The following is a 20,163-nucleotide window of genomic DNA, read 5'->3' on the forward strand; positions in this document are numbered from 1 at the left end:
AGGAAGTGCTCAAGCAGCCGTTGATCCGTGCGCAGTCAACGGCCGGCGAGCCGTGGCGCGCTGTGGCGCAGCGTGTCCTCGGGGATGCGCTGCAGGATCGGGAGCAGCTGGTCAGCTCCTTCGACATCGCGATGACGCTCGTGTCAGCCGGGTACGGCCTCGTCGTCGCGCCGTCTGCGAGGCTTGCTGGCTACCTGAACCGCGGCATCGCCGCGCGGCCGCTGGCTGGCGCACCGACCGTCGTGATGGCTTACCTCCTGCATCCCCTGGCGCGCCTGACCGAACCCATGGCGAGGTTCATCCAACGTGCTCGCAGCGTGTCCGGGGACCTCGAAGTACCTACTGAGCAACGTCGTGCTCTGCGGATACCACTGTTACTGAACAGGCCATCCGGCCACGTGAGCACGTGGCCCGACGATCATAGTCATCGCCTGTAGCCGGCGGCACGCGGCCATCAGCCGACATAGCCGTCGTGTCTCCATAGCGGACAGCCATTTCGATGGCTGCACGATCCCGGGCACTCCATGGGGCACTTTCGACTTGCCCACCGCAGGCCCAAAGACCTAAACCGCGGATTGTTCAGGCAAGGAGAGCCGGTCAGCTACGGGACGACGGCCGAAACATCTCACGGTGCAAGCCCCAATGCTCGACCGCGGCGACGAGCACCATCGACTCGCCTTCGTGGACCCGGGCGTCGACTTCAGCCAGTTCGACACACAGGCGCAGTAGTTTCAGCCGCAGCGCAGGGTCCTGGATTTCACCCATCAGATCCGCCAGCGTGCGCTCGTCCACCGGGCAGGCGTCGGCCCATTTCAACTGGTCGCTCGAAAGCAAGTCTTCGCAGAAGGTGTCCAGCACTGCTTGCAACTCATGTCGCGTCAGCCCCAACTGCTCATGCACGACCAGGCGGTCGAGCCAAGCGATCTCGGCGTCTCCGATATCGCCGTCGGCGAACACGGTCAGGGCGACGATGCGGGCTGCGGCCTGCGGGCTGTTCACGGGATAGCTGCGCATCATGGGTCTCGCGTGGGTGCTGTGGGTCGCGGGTCAGTCGAAGATGTTGCTCAGCCAGGACTTCTTGCGGTTGCCCTGCTGGCCTCGGCCATGCTCGTAGTCGGAGTCCGCGAATTGCGGCTGTGATTGCGCTGACGCGCTGGCGGCAGGAACTGGCGTCATCGCGCCCGAACGCTCGATCAGCTTGTCGAGTTCGCCGCGATCCAGCCAGACGCCGCGGCATTGCGGGCAGTAGTCGATCTCGACGCCCTGGCGATCGCTCATCACGAGTGCGGTGTCGGTGCAGGTGGGGCATTTCATGAGGTGTTCCTGGTGCGGGTTCATTCATCCGAGCTGCCGAAGCCGAAGAGGCTCAGCAGACTCGTGAACAGGTTGAAGATCGAGACGTAGAGGCCGACGGTGGCCAGCACGTAGTTGGTTTCGCCACCGGTGACGATCCGGCTGGTCTCGAACAGGATCAGGCCGGCCGACAGCAGCGCGACCATCGCGGCCACGGCCAGGCCCAGCGCCGGGATCTGCAGGAACACGGCGCCCAGGCCGGCAATCAGCGCGATGACCATGCCGGCGAACAGGAAGCCGCCCATGAAGCTGAAGTCGCGACGGGTCGTCAAGACCCAGGCCGACAAGGCCAGGAAGGTGGCGCCCGTGGCCGCCAGGGCCAGGGTCACGACCTGTGCACCGCCGGGCAGTGCCAGCGACTTGTTCAGCACCGGCCCCAGGGAGTAGCCCATGAAGCCCGTCAGCGCAAACACCGCCGGCAAGGCCCAGCCGCTGTTCTTGAACTTGTAGACGGCAAAGAGCAGTCCGAAGTAGCCGCCCAGGGTCAGCAGGAGGCCCGGCGCCGGCAGCTGGAACGCCACGCTGGCAGCGGCGATGGCCGCGCTGAACAGCAGCGTCATCGACAGCAAGGCGTACGCGTTGCGCAGCACACGGCTCGTACCGGCGACATCCGTGGGTGCCGCGTTGCCTGCGGCGATCGGCGCCGAATGCGCGGTTTCCGGCCGAGCGGTCGAGGGGATGGGCGTCATGGAGTTCATGGTGTCGAGTCCTGGGGTCGTTCGAGTTCAGCGTTCGTAACTGATGAGGCGTTGGCGCATGCGGCGGGGGTCACTGCCCCGGCGCCACAGGCGCATGAGGAAGCGCGCAGCGCGCGCAAGCGCGTTGTCGAGCGCCGTGCGCCAGTCGTTGGCCACGGAGGCGACGACGACCGACCCGGCGCCATCGGTCCGGAGTTCGACCTGGCAGCGCTTGTCGATGCCGCCGCGCGGTCCGTTCACGTCCGACATCTGCACCTCCGCGCGCGGCACCAACCAGCCCAGGCGTCGCAGCACGAAGCGCACGCGGCGCTCGGTCAGGTCGCGCAAGTCAGTGGCTTGCGGATGGCGGGACTTGAAGAGCACTTGCATCACGGATCTCCATCGGTTGAGGGACAGACGGAATGTGGGGCGCCTGACGGTTCTGGAAAAGCAGTCTTTCAAGAACGTGAACATCGGATAAACCTGAACGTTGGACTGAGCTTCGGCCGCAGACTCCGGGGTTTGACGGCTCCGATCGGAACGCGTTGCAGCACGCGAGCCTTCTGGCACGTCACTCATTGGAGAAGCACCCGATGCCCAACGCTCGAACCGCCAATGCCGTCCGTCTGGAGTTCGCCCCTGACTCCCTGGTTCAATCCAATCTGTCCGGCGCGGCCTTCACCGGCGACTGGCTCTGGGTGGCGGGCGACGAAGCCTGCGGCCTGGACCGCCTACGCCGGCTCGACCCCGTGGGGCGAGAGGCCTTGCGCTTCGGCGAGGTGCGCGACTTCCCGCTCGCCGATCTGCTGGACCTGCCCGGCGCGGCCGGGGAAGAGGCCGACCTGGAAGGCATGGCCGTGGCCGACGGCTTCCTCTGGGTGGTCGGCTCGCATGGCCTGCAGCGCAAGAACGCCAAACCGGATCGAGCGCACGCCGACAACGCCAAGCGGCTGGCAAAGGTGGCGTTGGACGGCAATCGTCGCCTGCTGGCCTGCGTGCCCATCGAGCCCGACGCCCAGGGCGAGCCCTGCCTGGTACGCCAGGCCCGGGACGGCCGTCGGGCGCTGCTCCTGAAAGGTGATGCGCAGACGAACCTGCTCACCCGTGCGCTCGCCGATGACCCCCACTTCGGGCCATACATGGCCATCCCGGGCAAGGACAACGGCTTCGACATCGAAGGCCTGGCCGTGGACGCCCGTCGGCTGCTACTCGGCCTGCGCGGCCCGGTGCTTCGCGGCTGGTCAGCGCTGCTCGAGATCGCGGTGGAGGGTCGCGGCGATCAGCTGCGACTGGCGCCCCTGGACGACAGCGGCACGCTGGTCCGCAAGCACTTCCTGCAGCTCGACGGCCTGGGCGTGCGGGACCTGCACTTCTCAGGCGACGACCTCTACATCCTGGCCGGCCCGACGATAGTGCTGAACGGCGACATCCGCGTCTTCAAGTGGCCGGCCGCGCGGCCCTTGCTGGCTGCCAACCGCGAGCCTGTGCGCTTCGAGTCGGCGCTGACCGAGTCGGTGCCCCTGCCGCACGGCCGCGGCACCAACCGTGCCGAAGCGATCTGTGACCTGCCACCGACGCTGTCGGGCGGCAAGGCGCGCTGGCTCGTGCTGTACGACGCGCCTGGCGCCGATCGCAAGGAGGGCGAGCACACCGTCTTCGGTGACCTGCTGCGCCACGATTGAGATCGTCCGCCGCGGTCTGCTTCAGCCGCCTGGGCGAACTGGCCCGCGCGGCGCAGGAAGCTTCGGCTGGTTCGCTGTTTGACGTAACTGTCGGCTCTGTTTCAAGGTAGACAAGAATGGAAATGCTGCTATCAAGGGTCGGGTCGCTGCTTTACGGCATGAGATTCACCATGCTTTTTTTCTATGTGGGTCTGGTGGCGATCATCTTCGGCATTCTGGGAAAGTTCCTGCTGGAAACCTACAAGCTGATGAGCACCTTGCTGTTCGGCGATCTCGCGAAGATCGATCTGATCATCAAGGTGCTGGAGCTGGTGGACATGACGATGGTGGCGCAGTTGGTTTGGGTGGTGGCGCTTGCCGGTGTGTCGCTCTTCGTGACCACGGGGCACTTCGACAAGAAGGACATGAAGAAGCCCGACTGGCTGGACCACGTCAACACCTACAACCTCAAGTTGAAGCTGGCGTTCGCCATCATCTCGATCTCTGGCGTGCATGCCTTGAAGACCTACCTGAGTGGCGACCTGAGCTTGGAAAATATCCAGATCGTGACGATGGTGGCGGTCATCCACTTCACCTTCGTGCTCTCTGCCATCGGTATTTCCTTTGCGGAGCGCTTGACGCGGGAAAAGACCTGAGCGGGCACGGCGCCATGGCCGCTCTCCCGGAAATCGACTCCGCTTCCGCGCTGCAGTTCGTCGTCAATGCGGCGGCGGGCAGCAGCGAGGCGGAAGCGAAGCGCGAAGTCATCGAAGCTGCGCTGCGGGCGGGTGGACGGCGGGGAGACTTGCTTTTCTGCAGCCCCGCCGAGTTGAGCTTCGTGTCTCACCAGGCTGCGGCAAGGGCGATCGCCACCCGCACTGCCGTGGTCGCCGTCGGCGGCGACGGCACGCTCAACACCGTGGCGCAGGCCGCACACGCCACAGGCTGCGCCATGGGCGTGGTGCCACAGGGCACGTTCAACTACTTTGCCCGCACGCACGGCATTCCCGTCGACCCGACTGAAGCGGTCCGATTGCTGCTGCGGTCGGCGTCTGTCCCGGTGCAGGTGGCGGGTGTCAACGATCGCGTGTTTCTCGTCAACGCCAGCCTCGGGCTCTACCCTGAGCTGCTGGAGGACCGCGAGGCCTACAAGGCGCGCTTCGGGCGCAGCCGCTGGGTGGCCTTTGTGGCGGCCTGCGCAACGCTGCTGCGCGCGCAGCGCAAGCTGCGCGTGCACATCGAGATGGGTGGCACGGTGCGCGACGTGCAGACCTTGACGCTTTTCGTCGGCAACAACTGGCTCCAGCTGCAGCAGCTCGGCGCCGAGCCGGAGGACACGGTCGCCGGCACGCCGGGTGACGGCAGCATGGCCGCCCTGATGCTGCGGCCCATCGGCGCGCTGCCGATGATCGGGCTGATGCTGCACGGGGCGATGGGCCGCCTCGGCGAGGCCGCCGGGGTGGAACGCTTCGAATTTCAGCACATGGTGGTCAATCCGACGCTGCCGCAAGGGCGCCGCGGGGTCAAGGTGGCCTTCGACGGCGAGGTGACGACGCTGCGTGCACCGCTGGATTTCCGCGTGCTCGCCAGGCCGCTGTATTTGCTGGCGCCGCGGCGCGTGGAGGCCAGCGGATGACCGTCTTGCTGCAGATCTCCGACTCGCACTTCGGCACCGAGCAGCCGACCGTCGTCGACGCGCTGACCGAATTGGCACGCCAGCAGCGGCCCGATCTGGTCGTGCTGTCCGGCGACATTACGCAGAGGGCCCGACCCGCGCAGTTCTGCGCCGCTCGCGCCTTCACGGACCGCCTGGCCGCGCCCGTGCTGGCGGTGCCGGGCAACCACGACATCCCGCTGTTCGATTTGTGGGCACGCCTGCACAGCCCGTATGGGCGGTACAGCACCGCGTTCGGGACGGATCTCGAGCCCGTGCACCGATCTTCGGAACTCCTGGTGGTGTGCGTCAACACCACGCGTCCGTGGCGACACAAGGACGGTGAGGTCTCCGCTTTGCAGATCGACCGTGCGGCGCGCCTGGTTGAGCGTGCCGACCCTGCGCAGCTGCGCGTGATCGTGGTGCACCAGCCCATCGCCGTCACGCGCGCCGAGGACGTGTCCAACCGTTTGCGCGGCCATGCGGTCGCGCTGCGGCGCTGGGCTGAGGCCGGCGCCGACCTCGTCATCGGCGGTCACATCCACCTCCCCTACGTCATGCCGCTGCAAGGCCTGGCGCGCCCTCTGTGGGTCGTGCAGGCGGGCACGGCCGTGTCGTCCCGCGTGCGTGATGGCGTGCCCAACTCGGTGAACCTTCTTCGCTGGGGCGCGGATGCGACGCCAGGAAGCTGTCGGATCGAGCAGTGGGACTACCAGACCGACGACCGGGCCTTCCGGCTCGCCAAGGTCAGCGAGGTCCGGCCGGACCGGACCTGAGTGCGGCTTTGCGGTGGGCGCATCATCTTCTGGCGAGTTCGTATTTTCCTGAGTTGAAGTCTTGGAATGGCCGCTTCTTCCGAAGTTCAACCAGACGAATATTCCAGTCTGTAATCACTCCCGGGCTCACCCGCCATGAAGCTCTCGTTGCATCTCGCGTCCCTCGTGTTTGCCGGCCTCGTACAGGGCCTGCGCTTGCTGAAGGAAGCTCTCAGGGAATGGGTGCCGCGGCAGGAACCGGTGCTCATTCCCATCCCGATCTCGGCCGAGCGCCGGACACGCCAGTCAGACCGGCGCCATCCCGTCCGGGGCGACTGAGTCCGAAACCCAGCTTGTCTCCTCAGCCTGACCATTTTCAACGGAGATCCTCCATGCGCAGCTACCCCCACAACAGCCCAGAAGCCGCCGCGCGCATCGTCGCGTTGGTGCTCATTTCCGACGGTCACGTGTGCAGTTCCGAGTTCGACATCCTCAAGAAGTTGGGCGCGGAGCGCGAACTCGGGCTGGAGCCCCAGTTCCTGCCGCACATCGTTCACACGTTGTGCGAAGAACTGCTGGCGGTTGGGTACGAGACAGGTTCGCTCATGGGGAACGTCGATGACAGCGCCTTGGCGTCATTGATGGCCGAGATCTCGGATCCGGCGCTGCAAAGGAAGGTGCTGCGTCTGTCCTTGGCCGCGGCGCGGGCCGATGGCCATCTCGCCGACGGCGAAACCTTGGTGGTGGAGGCGGCTCGTCACCATTGGAAGCTCTTCGATGGAGAGGAGGCGAGCTCCACGAAGGTGGCCTATCGCCACGCTGCCTGATCGGGAGCGATCAAGACGCGTTCAAGGGCGAGCCGCAGCCACCACCTGCATCACCAGGGGGTGGTGCTGGCCGCGACGCGAGCGGATGGCGTGGATCTCCTCCTTCACACCATCGCTGGTTCCCAGCAAGCGAAGCCCGCGCATCAGGCCGACGTCGTCCGCGCCGAGCCGACTGACCGGGAAGACGCCCAGGCCGCGAGCCGCGAATACCGCGAGCAGCGCGCTGTCCTCGAACTCGCCGGCGATGCGGGGCCGCAGGCCCTGCGTCTCGAACCAGTGGTCCAGCCTCGGTCGCAGCGCCGAGTGGCCCGTGGGCAGCAGCACCGGCAGGTCGTTGAGGCTTTGCGGAAAGCGGTCGCGCTCGGTCTTGCCGACCAGCCGGGCCGGGCCATACCACTCGACCGGTGACTCAACGAGGCGCTCGCTGGTGAGGCGCAGGTTCGGGTTGCGCGGTGCGGCCTGGCCGGCGAGAACCAGGTCCAGGTGATGCAGCGCCAGTTCGCTGAGCAGTTGCTCGAACTCGCCCTCGTGGCAGACAAGCCGAAGGTTGGGGGTGCTCAACACCGGCTCCAGCAGCGCATGGGCGGCAAGCTTGGAGATGCCGTCGGAGAGCCCGACCGCCAGGCGGGCCACCTTGCCGCTGGCCGCTTCGCGCACCTCGTCGGGGATGCCCTGGCCGAGCTGAAAGATCTCCTCGGCGCGGGCGAAGGCGGCCTGGCCCGCCTCGGTGAGGGCCACGCCGCGGCCTGAGGGCTTGAGGAGCTGGTGGCCCAGCGATTTCTCCAGCTCCCGCACCTGCGCGCTGATGGTCTGCACCGCCATGTCCAGCCGCTCGGCGGCGCGGGCGAAGCCGCCCTCCTTGGTGACGACCCAGAAGTAGTGAAGATGGCGATAATTCAGCATGCATCCTCCGGTTCGGAAAAACCGAATATTAGGTGCGATTCATGCAGGTTCTTTCAAGACCAGCGGGGCGGTACACTGGCGGTCTTGGCATCCTCGACGCGCGTTGCATCGAACCAACCTCACCCATCCCCATGAGTCTCCTGACTTTTGTCGCCGGCCTGATCTTGCTGGTCGTCGGCGCCAACATCCTGGTCCGCGGTGCATCGAAGCTGGCACTGTCCTTCGGCATCAGCCCGCTGGTGGTCGGCTTGACCATCGTCGCCTTCGGCACCAGCGCACCGGAGTTGGCGGTGAGCGTCGGCGCCGTGATGGACGGCCGCACTGACATCGCCATCGGCAATGTGGTGGGCAGCAACATCTTCAACGTGCTGTTCATCTTGGGCTTAAGCGCGTTGATCACACCGCTGGTCGTCAACATCCAGTTGATCCGCCAGGAGGTGCCCATCATGCTGGGCGCCAGCCTGCTGTTGTTGGCGCTGGGGCTGGACGGGCGGTTGTCGATGACCGACGGTGGCCTGATGTTCGCTCTGGTGTTGGCCTACACCGTGTTCCTGGTGGTGCAGTCGCGCCGCGAGACGCAAGCCGCGAAGGACGAGTTCGCCGGCGAGCTGCAGCCTGCCGCGCAGGGCGCCTGGGACAGCCACTGGGCGGTGCAGACGGGTCTCATCGGCGTCGGCCTGGTGGCGTTGGTGTTCGGTTCTGACTTGCTGGTGGATTCGGCGGTTGGCTTCGCAAAGGCCATGGGCGTGAGTGATCTGGTCATCGGGCTGACCATCGTGGCCGCCGGCACCAGCATGCCCGAGGTGGCCACCAGCATCGCCGCGGCGCTCAAGGGCGAGCGCGATATCGCGGTGGGCAATGTGGTGGGCAGCAGCACCTTCAACATCCTGGGTTGCCTGGGTCTGTCGGGCTTGGTGTCGGGTGATCTGGGCCTGGTGATGGCGCCGTCGCTGCTGTCCTTCGACATCTGGGTGATGTTGGCGGTGGCGCTGGCCTGCCTGCCGGTGTTCATGACCGGCCGTGAGATCGCACGCTGGGAAGGTGGCGTCTTTCTCGGCTACTACATCGCTTACGTGGCCTACCTGATCCTGGCCGCGCAGCAGCACGACGCGCTGCCCGCTTACTCGGGCGTGATGATGAGTTTTGTCGTGCCGCTGACGGTGGTGACGCTGGTGGTGATGATGATTCGCCGGTCGGCCGCTGTCCCGGCGCAGTAAGCCGATGAGTCTGTTCGTGCTTAGCGTGCTGCCGTGGTTGGGCGCGGCCCTGGTGGCGAGCCTGCCAGCCGGTGCCCGCCGCTTGCAGGCTGCGCTGGCTGGCGCAACGGCCTTGGGGGTGACGGTACTCGCGCTGCAGGCGACACCGGCTGTTTTGGGCGGCCAGGTGCTGGGCGCCAGCGTTGAATGGTTGCCTGCGCTCGGGCTCGACCTGGGCTTTCGGATGGACGGCCTGGCTTGGCTGTTCGTGCTGCTGATCGGTGGCATCGGCGCGCTGGTGGCGCTCTACGCAGCCTGGTACCTGGACCCCGCCGATCCGCACAGCCCGAGTGGGCGCTTCTTCGTCTTCCTGCTGCTGTTCATGGGTGCGATGTTGGGCGTGGTGCTGGCCGACAACCTGGTGCTGCTGGTGCTGTTCTGGGAACTCACCAGCCTGGCCAGCTTCCTGCTCATCGGCTTTTGGCATGGCCGCGACGATGTGGGCCGCGATGCACGCGAGGGCGCCCGCATGGCCTTGACCGTCACCGGCGCCGGCGGGCTGTGCCTGCTGGCCGGTGCGCTGCTGATAGGCCACATCGTCGGCAGCCTTGAGCTCGACGTGGTGCTTGCCTCGGGTGACCGCCTGCGTGCCCATGCGCTGTATGAGGTGGCGCTGGTGCTGGTGCTGCTGGGCGCCTTCACCAAGAGCGCGCAGTTTCCGTTTCACTTCTGGCTGCCGCACGCGATGGCCGCGCCCACGCCGGTCTCGGCCTACCTGCATTCGGCCACGATGGTGAAGTGCGGCGTGTTCCTGCTGGCGCGCCTGTACCCGGCACTGGGCGGCAGCGAGCCCTGGTTCTGGATCGTCACCAGCGTCGGCTTGGTCACGATGCTGCTGGGTGCCTACATCGCGATCTTCCAGCACGACCTGAAGGGCCTCCTGGCCTACAGCACCATCAGCCACCTGGGCTTGATCACGCTGCTGTTCGGCCTGTCGGAGCCGCTCGCCGTGGTGGCCGGGGTGTTCCACATCCTCAACCACGCGATCTTCAAGGCCAGCCTGTTCATGAGCGCCGGCATCATCGACCATGAATGCGGCACGCGCGACCTGCGGCGCATCAACGGCCTCATGAAGCTGATGCCTTTCACCGCCACCCTGGGCATCGTGGCGTCTCTCAGCATGGCCGGCGTGCCACTGCTCAACGGCTTTCTCAGCAAAGAGATGTTCTTTGCCGAAGCACTGGCCAAAGACTCGCATGCGGCGATGGAATGGCTGCTGCCCGTCGCAGCCACACTGGCCGGCGCACTGAGCGTGGCTTACTCGCTGCGCTTCATCCACGACACCTTCTTCAATGGCGAGCCGGTGGGGCTGCCGAAGACCCCGCACGAGCCCCCGTTTTTCATGCGGCTGCCGGTCATGCTGTTGGTGCTGCTGTGCCTGGCGGTAGGCCTGGCACCGGCGCTGGTGGCCGGGCCGCTGTTGGCGGTGGCCGCGCAGGCCGCGCTGTATGGGGCGCCTGGACCAGCGCTGCCTGCCTACGAGTTGGCGGTCTGGCATGGCTTCAACGGCGCGCTGCTGATGAGCGGCGTGGCCGTCGCCGTCGGCGTGGTGCTTTACGTCGCATTGCAGCGCGGCCTGAACCTGCACCACGTCACGCGCCTGCCGGGTTGGGCAGTGGCGGGTGGGCGCGAGCTTTTCTCACTGATGCAGGCAGGCGGGGTGTCCGCGGCCCGCGGGTTGGTGGATGCGCTGCAAAACGGAAGCCTGCAGCGCTACCTGCTGCTGCTGGTGCTGATGGCGCTGGCCGCCGGGGCGGCGCCTTTCGTGCTGTCGTGGGGGCCGTCCGCGCAGCCGGCAGCGCTGCACCTGCAGGGCCTGCACCCACTGGCGCTCTTGCTGGGGCTGCTGGGCAGCGCCGCCGCAGTGGGCACGGCGCTCTTGCATCGGCAGCGCCTGGTGGCGGTGCTGCTGATGGGCGGTGCCGGGCTGGTGGTTTGCCTGGTGTTCGTCGGCCTGTCGGCGCCCGATCTGGCGTTGACACAACTGCTGGTGGAAGTGGTGAGCCTGGTGCTGCTCATGCTGGCGCTGAAATGGCTGCCCGAGGAGAGCCCGCCGGAGCGCGGCGACCGCTGGCACCCGTGGCGTGACGCCGCACTGGCCTTGGCAGTGGGCTTGGGCGTGGCGGCGCTGGTGTGGATGGTGCTGACACGGCCGGGCCAGAGCATCAGCGACTTCTTCTTCGCCACCGCGCTGCCGCTGGGCGGTGGTGCCAACGTCGTCAACGTGATCATCGTCGACTACCGCGGCTTCGACACCTTGGGCGAGATCACCGTGCTGGGCATCGCCGCGTTGACGCTGCATGCGTTGTTGGCCGGTTGGGTGCCGCCGGCAGCACAGACACCTGTTGCCAGTGGTCAGGCCCATCCGTTGATGCTGCAGCGCGTGGCGCGGCTGGTGCTGCCCTTCGTGGTGCTGACCTCCGTGTTCCTGTACCTGCGCGGCCACAACCTGCCGGGTGGCGGTTTCATCGCCGGCCTGGTGCTGGCCATCGGCCTGGTGTTGATGCAGGTGGCGCATGGCCAGACCTGGGTGCGTGAACGCAGCCCATTGCTGGGCGGTGACTTCCGCGCCTGGATCGGCTGGGGCCTGGCGCTGGCCGCCGCCACGGGGCTGGCGAGCTGGTGGTTCGCGGCGCCGTTCCTCACCACCACCTACGACTACCCGTGGCTGCCCGGCATCGGCGGCGTGCCGCTGGCCAGCGCTTCGGCCTTTGACCTGGGCGTGACCCTGGTGGTGGTGGGCGCGACGATGGCCATGCTGCTGGCCATCGCCCGCCTGTCGCGCCCTGCCGCGGCACCACCCACGGATTGACCATGCTGCTGCTGCTCAGCCTGTTCATCGGTACGCTGGCCGCCAGCGGCATTTGGCTGCTGCTGCGTGCGCGCACCTTCGACACCATCCTCGGCCTCACGCTGCTGAGCTACGCGGTCAACCTGTTCATCTTCGCGATGGGCCGGGTCCAGGTGAACGCAGTGCCCATCGTCGAGCCGGGCGTGGCTGCAACGCTCGCGACGCATGCTGATCCGCTGCCACAGGCGCTGGTGCTGACAGCCATCGTCATCAGCTTTGCGATGACGGCGTTGCTGCTGGGCATCGCACTGCGCACCCGCGGCGAAGTCGGCAGCGACCATGTGGATGGCGAGGAGCCGCTGCGATGACAGTGGCCGCGATGAATGCCGCCGCCACGCTCTTGCCGGGGGGGCATGAGGTGGTGCTCCCCATCGTGCTGCCCTTGGTGGCCGGCGCGGCGCTGCTGTTGCTGGAAAGGGCCGCGTCGCGCTGGGTGCCGGTGGTGTCGGCCGCCGCTGTGGCCGCCGGGGTGCTGCTGGCCGCGTTGCTGGTGCAGCAGGCCGACCACGGCACGGTGCACGCCTACCTGCTTGGCAACTGGGCCGCGCCCCACGGCGTTGCCCTGGCGCTGGACCGACTGTCGGCCTTGATGCTGCTCGTCACCGCCCTGGTGGCCGCCGCAGCATTGACCTACGCGCTCGCCGGCGACGACCGCCGGCACGAAACGCCGTCGCGTCACTTCCACGCACTGTTCCAGTTTCAGCTCATGGGCTTGAATGGCGCCTTCCTCACGGCCGACCTCTTCAACCTGTTCGTCTTCTTTGAGGTGCTGCTGGCCGCCAGCTACGGCCTGCTGCTGCACGGCGCCACCCGCGAGCGCCTGAAGGCCAGCGTGCACTACGTGGTCTTCAACCTCGCCGGCTCGGCGCTGTTCCTCGTCGCGGTGAGTTTGCTGTATGCGGTGGCGGGCACGCTGAACATGGCCGACCTGGCGGTGAAGCTGCCGCAACTGGCTGCGCAGAACCAGCGCCTGGCCCAGTCGGCGCTGCTGATGCTGCTGGTGGTGTTTGCGGTGAAGGCGGCGCTGCTGCCGCTGTACTTTTGGCTGACCGACACCTACGCGAGCGCCAGCGCGCCCACGGCGGCCTTGTTCGCGGTGCTGACCAAGGTGGGCGTGTACGCCATCGTGCGTGCCACTACGCTGTTCGTGCCGGCGGGCCTGGTCACCGGCGCGTTGCCGCTGCTGTCCATGCTCGCCCTGGCCACGCTGGTGCTGGCGGCCCTCGGCGCACTGGCGGCATTGCGGCTGCGCACCCTGGTGGCCTATTTGGTGGTGGCGTCGGCTGGCACCCTGCTCCTGGCCACTGGCCTGGGCAGTGAATCCGGCCTGGCTGCCGGGCTGTTCTACCTGGTGCCCAGCACTCTGGTGGCCTGCGCCTGGTTTCTGCTGGCCGACCGGATCGCAGCCGCGCGCGGCGGCAGTGACAGGCTGCAGCCCGGTCAGCGTCCTGCGGCCTGGGCGCCGCTGGGCATCGGCTTCTTCGTCGCGGCAGTGGCGGTGGCCGGTGTGCCACCACTCGCTGCCTTCATGGGCAAGGCGCTGCTGCTTCGGGCTGCCGGTGCGACGCCTTGGGCGGGCTGGGTGGTGGCCGGCGTGTTGTCGTCAAGTCTTATGGTAATGGTGGCGCTGGCGCGCGCCGGCAGTGTGTTGTTCTGGGAGCATGGCAGCGGGCCGGCCTCAGGCATGCCTGACCGCGCCCAAGACCCCACGGGCCAGCCCGGCCTGGCGCGCGCAGCCACCGTCGGCGCGTTGGCTGCCGTGGTGCTGTGCGCCGTGGCCGCCGGCCCTATCGCGCGCTACACCGCCGCCACTGCGGCACAGCTGTTCGCGCCGCAAAGCTACGTGAAGGCCGTGCTCGGCGCACAACCGTTGCCGGCGACGGCGGATGTGCGGCGCGAGATGCGCGAACGAGGAGACCTGAAATGAGCCTGCGCCACCGTCTGTTGCCCTCGCCGATGACGAGCGTTGCGCTGCTGCTGGCGTGGCTGATGCTCAACGAGTCGGCTTCGCCCGGCCAGTGGCTGCTGGGTGCGCTGCTGGCGCTGACCATCCCCTGGCTGCTGATGCCGCTTCGGCCGGCACGCTCGCCGCTGCGCTCATGGCAGGCGCTGATGAGGTTGGTCATCGTGGTGCTCTGGGACATCCTGCGCAGCAACCTCGACGTGGCCCGCCGCGTGCTCGGTCCAGACGCCGCGATCCAGCCGCGTTTCGTGTGGGTTCCGATCGATCTTCGGGATCCGCTCGCCATCGTGCTGCTGGCCGGCATCGTCACCACCACCCCGGGCACGATCTCGGCCGAGCTGAGCGACGACCGCCGCTGGCTGCTGGTGCACGCGCTGCATGCGCCGGACGATGCAGCCGCCGCCGCGATCGCGGCCGATATCAAATCGCGCTACGAAGCGCTGCTGATGGAGGTGTTCGGATGATGGTCGCTGCCGTGCTGCCCTGGGTGCTGGGCGTGCTGACACTGGCCCTGGCCCTGGCGGCCTGGCGCTTGCTGCGCGGCCCCGGTCTGCCCGACCGTATCCTGGCACTGGACACGCTCTACATCAACGCGCTGGCGCTGCTGGTCACCCTGGGGCTGGCCTTTGGCCACAAGCACTACTTCGAAGTGGCGCTGCTCATTGGGTTGCTGGGCTTCATCGGCACGGTGGTGATGGCCAAATTCCTGCTGCGCCGAGACATCACCGAATGAGGCTCTGCCGATGATCCAGAACCTACCCCTATGGGCTGACGCCTTGGCCGCCGCGCTGCTGGTGATCGGTGCCGCCTTCGCGCTGATCGGGTCGATTGGCCTGGCGCGGTTGTCTGACTTTTTCAAGCGCCTGCACGGGCCGAGCAAGGCCACCACGCTGGGCGTGGGCTGCGTGCTACTGGCATCGGCGCTGGTGGCCGCCGTGGCCGGCAAGCCCAGCTTTCATGAGGCGCTGATTGCCTTGTTCTTGTTCCTGACCGCGCCGGTGTCGGCGCATCTGCTGGTGCAACTAGCGCTGAAACATGCTCCCGGGCTGCGGCCCACACCGCCTACGGGGTCGGCCGGCGCGATATCCGCGCGCCCTTGATGTCGAACATAGGGCGGCCTTTCCCGGTGACGACTCTCAAGCAATCGTGGTTCGGTTACTTCTTGAGCCCCCCGCGGGGGCTCGATGGGCACCGCCGGGCACCAGGGCGCTCTGAAGCGCTGACGATGGCGGCCATCGGCTGGCACCTGAGGTTCAGGAAAACCGAACCCCAAGTGTGAAGGACCATGGTTTGTTTAGAGCGTTTCCATCGCCACACTGTCGTTCAGTCTGTCGCTCACGGAGATCCCATCATGTTCTACGCCCTCAACTGGTTCGTCGTCGTCGCGTTGCTGGCGTTCTGGTCCGTCACCGCTTGGGCACTGCATGCCGTTGCGGTCTGGGCGGTTTCGAGTGCCGGCGCGATGCCCGGTGCCGCATCGGGCGTCGCCAACATGGCCCTGCCCGATTGGCTGGCGCCCTGGGTGCCGCCGGAAATCGCGCAGTGGGCGAGCCAGCTGCTGGCCGGCCTGGGGCCCGCGATCGACAGCCTGCTGCAGGCCGCACCGACCCTGGCTGGTGGCGTGACGGTGGCGACGTGGGTGGTCTGGGGCATCGGCAGCGTGCTGCTTGTGCTGCTGGGCGCCGGGTTGCATCTGCTCATTGCGCTGTGGCGCCGCCGCAGTAGCGGCGGATCCGGGCCCAACGCCGGTTCCTCACTGGCGGCTGGCTGAGCACGCGATCCGCTGCTGGGCGTCTTCGGCGGCCTGTGTGGCGCTGGAACTGTCGTCTCTTCCATCCTCTGAAACGGAACCATGGACTTCCTGCTTCCCTTCCTCTCGGCCGACTTCGTCGGCAAGCCTGCCTGGGCCCGGTGGTACTGGGCGCGCAGAGCGGCTGCGAAGACGCGCGGGCACTCGGCTGCGGGTGAGTACGCATGACGCTGCCGATCGCGCAGCGTTTGCGCGACGCGGCCGCAGCCTTTCGGGAGGAAGGGGTGTCAATGCGGGCGATGGCGCAAGCCCACGGGCCGGAGGCCCACGGTACGTTGCTGCTGTTGCTGGCCATGCCCTGCCTGCTGCCGGTGCCGGGCGTGGGCACGGTGCTTGGAGTTGGGATGGCGGCGTTGGCCGTCGCCATGTGGCGGGGTCAAGGCGAGCCATGCCTGCCGCAAGGAGTCGCCAATCTCGAACTGCCGCGCCATTGGGCACGGCGGGTGCTGGAGGGTCTGGCTTCTGCCTACGAGATGGCTGGCCGCCACGCCAGGGCTCGGCTGAGCCACCTCGTGGGGCCGACCTGGCGATCGGCGCTTGCCGTGGTGGTCGGATTGATGGCCATCATCGTGGTGCTGCCGATCCCCTTCGGCAACCTGCTGCCAGCGCTGGCGCTGATGCTCATCGGGCTCGGACTGGTGTTTCGCGACGGCATTGCAGTGATCTTGGGGCTGCTGATGTCAGGTGTGGCATTGACAACCACGACCGGCCTGTTGCTTATGACCTGGATCTGGGGCAGCGAGTGGATCCTGGGATGGGTTTGACTTTGAATGGGACTGATCGATGATCTACGCCACCCTGAAAACACTGCACGTGCTGTCCATGATCGTATGGATCGGCGGCATGGTGTTTGCGCACTTCTTCTTGCGACCGGCGGTCGCCCAGCTGGAGTCGCCAGTGCGGCTGCGGCTGATGCACGATGTGCTCGGGCGCTTCTTCCAAGCCGTGCTGGTGGCCTCGCTGCTGACTCTGGCCAGTGGCGTGTGGATGCTGGGTCGTGTGGCCAAGCAGGTGGTGCAGTCGGGGGGCAACTTCGAGATGCCGCTGGCCTGGACCGTCATGGCAGTGCTGGGAGTCGTCATGGTGGCGATCTTCATGCACATCCGCTTCGTGCTTTTCAAGAGGCTCAGCCAGGCCGTAACAGCGTCCGAGTGGGCCGGCGGTGGTGCAGCCTTGGCGCAGGTTCGTACATGGGTCTCGATCAACCTCGGCCTGGGCGTCCTGGTGCTGCTCGTGACGCTGATGCGCTGGACGACCTGAGTCCGGACCCTGCAGACCATTGCCCCCTCGGCGTAGACGGCACCGATGCAGCCAGCCGGCCGAGCCGCGCGACCAAGCACAAACACGGCGAAGGCATCCACGGTGAAGTCTTTGAAGACGACGGCCCGCACCAGCCAGGTCAGTGCCGCTCCGCGCATGACCATCGAGCGACCGTGATTTGCCGCTGCCGACGCGTTTCACTTCAGCGTGCGCGCGGGCGCCTTGGTCTCGCCGAAGCTGCAGTCGTTGGGGTCGCCCTTCGTTTAGGTTTGTTCGACACCTGCCCGGATCAGAGGCGATGCCGCGAGCGACACCGACCGAGGGCAGGTGTTGGACAAACCTCGAGGGAGGAAACCGCGGCATGTGTCGCCGTGGTTTGAGAACGCGCGCGGCCTATGGGGATTCGGCAGATCGTCTCGAGGTCTCGGCGTCGAGCGAGTTGAAGAACCGCTGGCTGCTACCGTCGAACCGATAGCCGTGCGCTCGAACGCATGCGGTTTGGCAGAGACGCCGTTGCCCCTGATCGCCGCGATCGTGCCGTTGGGCGCATGCCGGCTGTGCCGGCCATGAATGGATCATGGCCAGCGCGCGGATTGAGTGCCGGCGTGCGACGGCAGTCATGGCGAATCCGCCGGATGCGGCGGTGCGCGAATGGGCGGGGTGCGCGCCAGAACCTCGACGACGTGCATCGCACTGCCGCAATGCCAGCACACGAAGGTCGGTCGCTCGCGCGGCTGTTGTGCCGCGGGTTCGGCATTCGGTGCGTCCGGGGCAGGCGCCACGTGCAGCAGTTCGCGCGCAAGTGCCAGCTTGCTCTTGCGCACTCTGTTGGCGAGCAGCCCGTAGTGACGGATGCGATGAAAGCCGCTGGGCAGCACATGCAGCAGGAAGCGGCGCATGAACTCGTCGGGGCTGAGTGTCATCGTCTTGTGGCGCGTCCGGCCCTTGGCCCGATGGTCCTTCCAGCGGAACGTGACGCCGCGCTCGTCCATCGCGACGAGTCGACTGTTGGAGATCGCCACGCGGTGCGTGTAGCGCGACAGGTAGGCCAGCACGGCTGAAGGCCCGGCGAACGGCCGCTTGGCGTAGACCACCCATTCGCACTTGCGCAGCGGCGCCAGCCACCGCGCGAACACGCGTGCGTCGCTGAGCGCGGCGTACTCGCCGAAGAACTGCAACCGCTCGCAGGCGTGCGCACGGCCGAGTTCTTCGAGGAAGCGCCGCCGGAACAGCCGTGACAGCACGCGCACGGGCAGGAAGAAGCCCCGCTTACACGAGATCCAATGTTGGCCGTCCGGTGACAGGCCGCCGCCTGGAACGATCCCGTGCACATGCGGGTGGTGCGTGAGCGCCGAGCCCCAGGTGTGCAGCACCAGCGTGACGGCGATGCGAGCGCCGAGGTGCTTGGGGTCGGCAGCGATGGTCTGCAGCGTCTCGGCTGCCACGTCGAACAGCAGCTCATAGATCACGGCCTTGTTGTAGTACGCGATGTCGGCAATGGGCGCCGGCAGCGTGAAGACCACGTGGTAGTAGTCCACCGGCAGAAGATCGGCCTGTCGCGCCTCGAGCCAGCGTTGCGCCGCACTGCTCTGGCACTTCGGGCAATGCCGGTTGCGGCACGAGTTGTAGGCGACCGTGTCCGTGCCGCAGCCCTCGCAGCGCAGCACGTGTCCGCCCAGCGCCGCGCTGCGGCACTGCTCGATGGCCGACATGACCTTGAGCTGCGTCAGGCTCAGATGACCGCGCCGCGCCTCGCGCCACGCGGGTCCGTGGATGCGGAAGATGTCGGCAACTTCGAGGGCGGCGCGCCCCACCGGCCGCCTATGACGGTGGCAGGTTCTCCAACGGGCTGATCACCTTGCGCAGCACTTCGGTCGCCACGTGCGTGTACAGGGCAGTGGTCTCCAGCCGCTTGTGGCCCAGCAGCACCTGGATCACACGGATGTCGACCTTCTGCTCGAGCAGGTGAGTGGCGAAACTGTGCCGCAGCGTGTGCATCGACACGCGCTTGTCGATGTGCGCGGCTTCAGCTGCAGCGTGGATGGCGCGGTTGAGTTGGCGCGTGGTCAACGGGTCCGTCACGTTCATGCCGGGGAACAGCCATCCGTTAGGCAGCATCTTGCCTTGCGCGTGTCCAAGGCGCCACCACGCGCGCAGCCGCTCGAGCAAGATCGGCGAGAGCATGGCATAGCGATCCTTGCGGCCCTTGCCCTGCTCGACGCGCAGCGTCATGCGCTCGCTGTCGATGTCGGTGACCTTCAGGGAGATGACTTCGCTGGCGCGCAGCCCCGCGCCGTACGCCACCGACAGCGCCGCCTGGGACTTGAGGTTCGGCGCCGCGGCGATCAGGCGTGCGACCTCCTCGCAGCTCAGCACGACGGGCAGCTTGCGCGGCTGGGGCACCGGCTGCATCTTGACCAATAGATCGGCGCGGCCGAGCGTGACGTCGAAGAAGAACTTCAGTCCGCTGAGGGTGCTGTTGATCGTGGCCGGCGAGGTGCCGGTGTCGACCATGTGCAGTTGGAAGCGCCGGAGCTCGTCGGCGTCGGCGGTGTCCGGCGAACGCTTCAGGAACGCGGCGAGTCGGCGCACAGCGCGGATGTAGCCGATCTGGGTCTTGCCTCCCATCTTGCGCATGCGCATGTCTTCGATCATGCGTTGGCGCAGTGGCGAGACGTTGGGCGTCAATGAGACCATGGCTCTGCTCCAGTCGATAGGCGAGGCGGATTGCCTCGCCCGTCAACATGGCAGAACAACGGGCGCCACGAACACACTCAACGCTTCGTCGAAGGGTTACCGCGCGAGCGGTTTAGTCCTTCGCTACAGGAATGACCGGTCTTCTGTTGAACCGCCGGCTGCTATGGGTCGAGTCCCGCCGTTGGCTCGATCACGCTGTCTGAATTACTAACCAAGATCAATCAGACTGGGTGGTCATGAGCGATCAGAGTCTGCATTCTCGACGCGCAGTTCGATAGGCATCTTACCGGGATGCATGCCAAGCCCGAGAGGCCGGCGTTCGCCGCGCGCCGCTCAGGCCAACCTCGCCTGCTGCGGGGACCACTCGTTTTCCTTTACGGTCGTGCTCACCGCCATCACGAGCTTGTCGAGATTGCTGGCCGTCACGCCCTCCAGTGCCGAACGCCCCCGCAGCATCGAGCGCGGCTGCAGCAGTGCATGGTAGATCTGCCAAGGG

At 66.9% G+C, this 20,163-nt stretch carries 25 protein-coding genes; 18 read left to right on the top strand and 7 right to left on the bottom strand.

Annotated features, from left to right (window positions below; genetic code table 11):
* The coding region (locus ABS45_RS16045) for a LysR substrate-binding domain-containing protein (RefSeq protein WP_366246641.1) at positions 1–437 on the top strand (437 nt) is incomplete at its 5' end.
* A gap of 160 nt (positions 438–597) precedes the next feature.
* Here the strand turns inward: ABS45_RS16045 and ABS45_RS16050 are convergent.
* The 4 genes from ABS45_RS16050 to ABS45_RS16065 are packed head-to-tail and all read right to left on the bottom strand — an operon-like array spanning position 598 to position 2,420.
* Positions 598–1,017 (bottom strand): TerB family tellurite resistance protein, encoded by a 420-nt coding sequence (locus ABS45_RS16050; protein WP_086077260.1) that lies wholly within the window; start codon positions 1,015–1,017, stop codon positions 598–600.
* A gap of 30 nt (positions 1,018–1,047) precedes the next feature.
* Entirely contained in the window at positions 1,048–1,314 is a 267-nt protein-coding gene (locus ABS45_RS16055; protein ID WP_086077259.1) for a zf-TFIIB domain-containing protein, read from the bottom strand.
* Positions 1,315–1,334: 20 nt separating this feature from the next.
* Complete coding sequence (locus ABS45_RS16060; RefSeq protein ID WP_198299132.1) at positions 1,335–2,051, bottom strand: Bax inhibitor-1/YccA family protein; 717 nt, start codon at positions 2,049–2,051, stop codon at positions 1,335–1,337.
* Positions 2,052–2,078: 27 nt separating this feature from the next.
* On the bottom strand, positions 2,079–2,420 hold the full coding sequence (locus ABS45_RS16065) for a hypothetical protein (RefSeq protein WP_086077258.1): 342 nt from the start codon (positions 2,418–2,420) through the stop codon (positions 2,079–2,081).
* A gap of 203 nt (positions 2,421–2,623) precedes the next feature.
* Between ABS45_RS16065 and ABS45_RS16070 the strand changes: the two genes are divergently transcribed.
* From ABS45_RS16070 to ABS45_RS16095, 6 genes are all read left to right on the top strand, one after another.
* Positions 2,624–3,712: a DUF3616 domain-containing protein gene (locus ABS45_RS16070; RefSeq protein WP_086077257.1), complete on the top strand. Its 1,089-nt coding sequence runs from the start codon at positions 2,624–2,626 to the stop codon at positions 3,710–3,712.
* 158 nt (positions 3,713–3,870) lie between these two features.
* Positions 3,871–4,347 (top strand): YqhA family protein, encoded by a 477-nt coding sequence (locus tag ABS45_RS16075; protein WP_291557438.1) that lies wholly within the window; start codon positions 3,871–3,873, stop codon positions 4,345–4,347.
* A 14-nt stretch (positions 4,348–4,361) separates the two neighbouring features.
* Positions 4,362–5,327 (top strand): diacylglycerol kinase family protein, encoded by a 966-nt coding sequence (locus ABS45_RS16080; protein ID WP_086077255.1) that lies wholly within the window; start codon positions 4,362–4,364, stop codon positions 5,325–5,327.
* Positions 5,324–6,121: a metallophosphoesterase gene (locus tag ABS45_RS16085; protein ID WP_086077254.1), complete on the top strand. Its 798-nt coding sequence runs from the start codon at positions 5,324–5,326 to the stop codon at positions 6,119–6,121. Before ABS45_RS16080 ends, ABS45_RS16085 begins: the two co-directional genes overlap by 4 nt.
* Positions 6,122–6,256: 135 nt before the next feature.
* Complete coding sequence (locus tag ABS45_RS16090) at positions 6,257–6,439, top strand: hypothetical protein (RefSeq protein WP_086077253.1); 183 nt, start codon at positions 6,257–6,259, stop codon at positions 6,437–6,439.
* Between the two features lie 53 nt (positions 6,440–6,492).
* Positions 6,493–6,927 (top strand): hypothetical protein, encoded by a 435-nt coding sequence (locus ABS45_RS16095; protein ID WP_086077252.1) that lies wholly within the window; start codon positions 6,493–6,495, stop codon positions 6,925–6,927.
* Between the two features lie 21 nt (positions 6,928–6,948).
* Here the strand turns inward: ABS45_RS16095 and ABS45_RS16100 are convergent, their stop codons facing one another.
* Positions 6,949–7,830 carry a LysR family transcriptional regulator gene (locus tag ABS45_RS16100; protein WP_086077251.1) on the bottom strand — a complete coding sequence of 294 codons (882 nt, stop codon included), beginning with the start codon at positions 7,828–7,830 and terminating at the stop codon, positions 6,949–6,951.
* A 131-nt stretch (positions 7,831–7,961) separates the two neighbouring features.
* On the opposite strand from ABS45_RS16100, the gene ABS45_RS16105 reads away from it, so the two are divergent.
* From ABS45_RS16105 to ABS45_RS16155, 11 genes are all read left to right on the top strand, one after another.
* Positions 7,962–9,047, top strand: coding sequence for a calcium/sodium antiporter (locus tag ABS45_RS16105; RefSeq protein ID WP_086077250.1), 1,086 nt, complete (start codon positions 7,962–7,964; stop codon positions 9,045–9,047).
* A 16-nt stretch (positions 9,048–9,063) separates the two neighbouring features.
* The gene (locus ABS45_RS16110) at positions 9,064–11,898 is read left to right on the top strand and encodes a monovalent cation/H+ antiporter subunit A (protein ID WP_291557450.1); all 2,835 of its coding nucleotides are present in this window, start codon (positions 9,064–9,066) and stop codon (positions 11,896–11,898) included.
* Positions 11,899–11,900: 2 nt separating this feature from the next.
* Positions 11,901–12,245 carry a Na+/H+ antiporter subunit C gene (locus ABS45_RS16115; RefSeq protein ID WP_086077248.1) on the top strand — a complete coding sequence of 115 codons (345 nt, stop codon included), beginning with the start codon at positions 11,901–11,903 and terminating at the stop codon, positions 12,243–12,245.
* On the top strand, positions 12,242–13,864 hold the full coding sequence (locus tag ABS45_RS16120) for a monovalent cation/H+ antiporter subunit D (RefSeq protein WP_291557456.1): 1,623 nt from the start codon (positions 12,242–12,244) through the stop codon (positions 13,862–13,864). Before ABS45_RS16115 ends, ABS45_RS16120 begins: the two co-directional genes overlap by 4 nt.
* The gene (locus tag ABS45_RS16125) at positions 13,861–14,364 is read left to right on the top strand and encodes a Na+/H+ antiporter subunit E (RefSeq protein WP_086077247.1); all 504 of its coding nucleotides are present in this window, start codon (positions 13,861–13,863) and stop codon (positions 14,362–14,364) included. The genes ABS45_RS16120 and ABS45_RS16125 overlap by 4 nt, the downstream gene beginning before the upstream one ends.
* Complete coding sequence (locus ABS45_RS16130; protein ID WP_086080895.1) at positions 14,364–14,633, top strand: K+/H+ antiporter subunit F; 270 nt, start codon at positions 14,364–14,366, stop codon at positions 14,631–14,633. The genes ABS45_RS16125 and ABS45_RS16130 overlap by 1 nt, the downstream gene beginning before the upstream one ends.
* Positions 14,634–14,643: 10 nt before the next feature.
* Positions 14,644–15,000, top strand: a complete 357-nt coding sequence (locus ABS45_RS16135; protein ID WP_086077246.1) for a Na+/H+ antiporter subunit G — start codon at positions 14,644–14,646, stop codon at positions 14,998–15,000.
* 251 nt (positions 15,001–15,251) lie between these two features.
* Positions 15,252–15,671, top strand: coding sequence for a hypothetical protein (locus ABS45_RS16140; protein WP_291557458.1), 420 nt, complete (start codon positions 15,252–15,254; stop codon positions 15,669–15,671).
* An 81-nt stretch (positions 15,672–15,752) separates the two neighbouring features.
* The gene (locus tag ABS45_RS16145) at positions 15,753–15,878 is read left to right on the top strand and encodes a hypothetical protein (RefSeq protein ID WP_291557461.1); all 126 of its coding nucleotides are present in this window, start codon (positions 15,753–15,755) and stop codon (positions 15,876–15,878) included.
* Positions 15,875–16,474: an exopolysaccharide biosynthesis protein gene (locus ABS45_RS16150; RefSeq protein ID WP_086077244.1), complete on the top strand. Its 600-nt coding sequence runs from the start codon at positions 15,875–15,877 to the stop codon at positions 16,472–16,474. The genes ABS45_RS16145 and ABS45_RS16150 overlap by 4 nt, the downstream gene beginning before the upstream one ends.
* A 19-nt stretch (positions 16,475–16,493) precedes the next feature.
* Complete coding sequence (locus tag ABS45_RS16155) at positions 16,494–16,970, top strand: CopD family protein (RefSeq protein ID WP_086077243.1); 477 nt, start codon at positions 16,494–16,496, stop codon at positions 16,968–16,970.
* Between the two features lie 617 nt (positions 16,971–17,587).
* Here the strand turns inward: ABS45_RS16155 and ABS45_RS16160 are convergent.
* Together ABS45_RS16160 and ABS45_RS16165 are read right to left on the bottom strand one after the other, a co-directional pair.
* A complete protein-coding gene (locus tag ABS45_RS16160; RefSeq protein ID WP_086077242.1) occupies positions 17,588–18,784 on the bottom strand; it encodes an IS91 family transposase in 1,197 nt (398 codons plus the stop codon).
* A 7-nt stretch (positions 18,785–18,791) separates the two neighbouring features.
* Complete coding sequence (locus ABS45_RS16165) at positions 18,792–19,667, bottom strand: site-specific integrase (protein ID WP_086077241.1); 876 nt, start codon at positions 19,665–19,667, stop codon at positions 18,792–18,794.
* Positions 19,668–20,163 lie beyond the last annotated feature (496 nt).

Origin of the sequence: Comamonas sp. SCN 65-56, assembly GCF_001724135.1 — a bacterium.
GTDB lineage: Bacteria > Pseudomonadota > Gammaproteobacteria > Burkholderiales > Burkholderiaceae_C > Comamonas_C.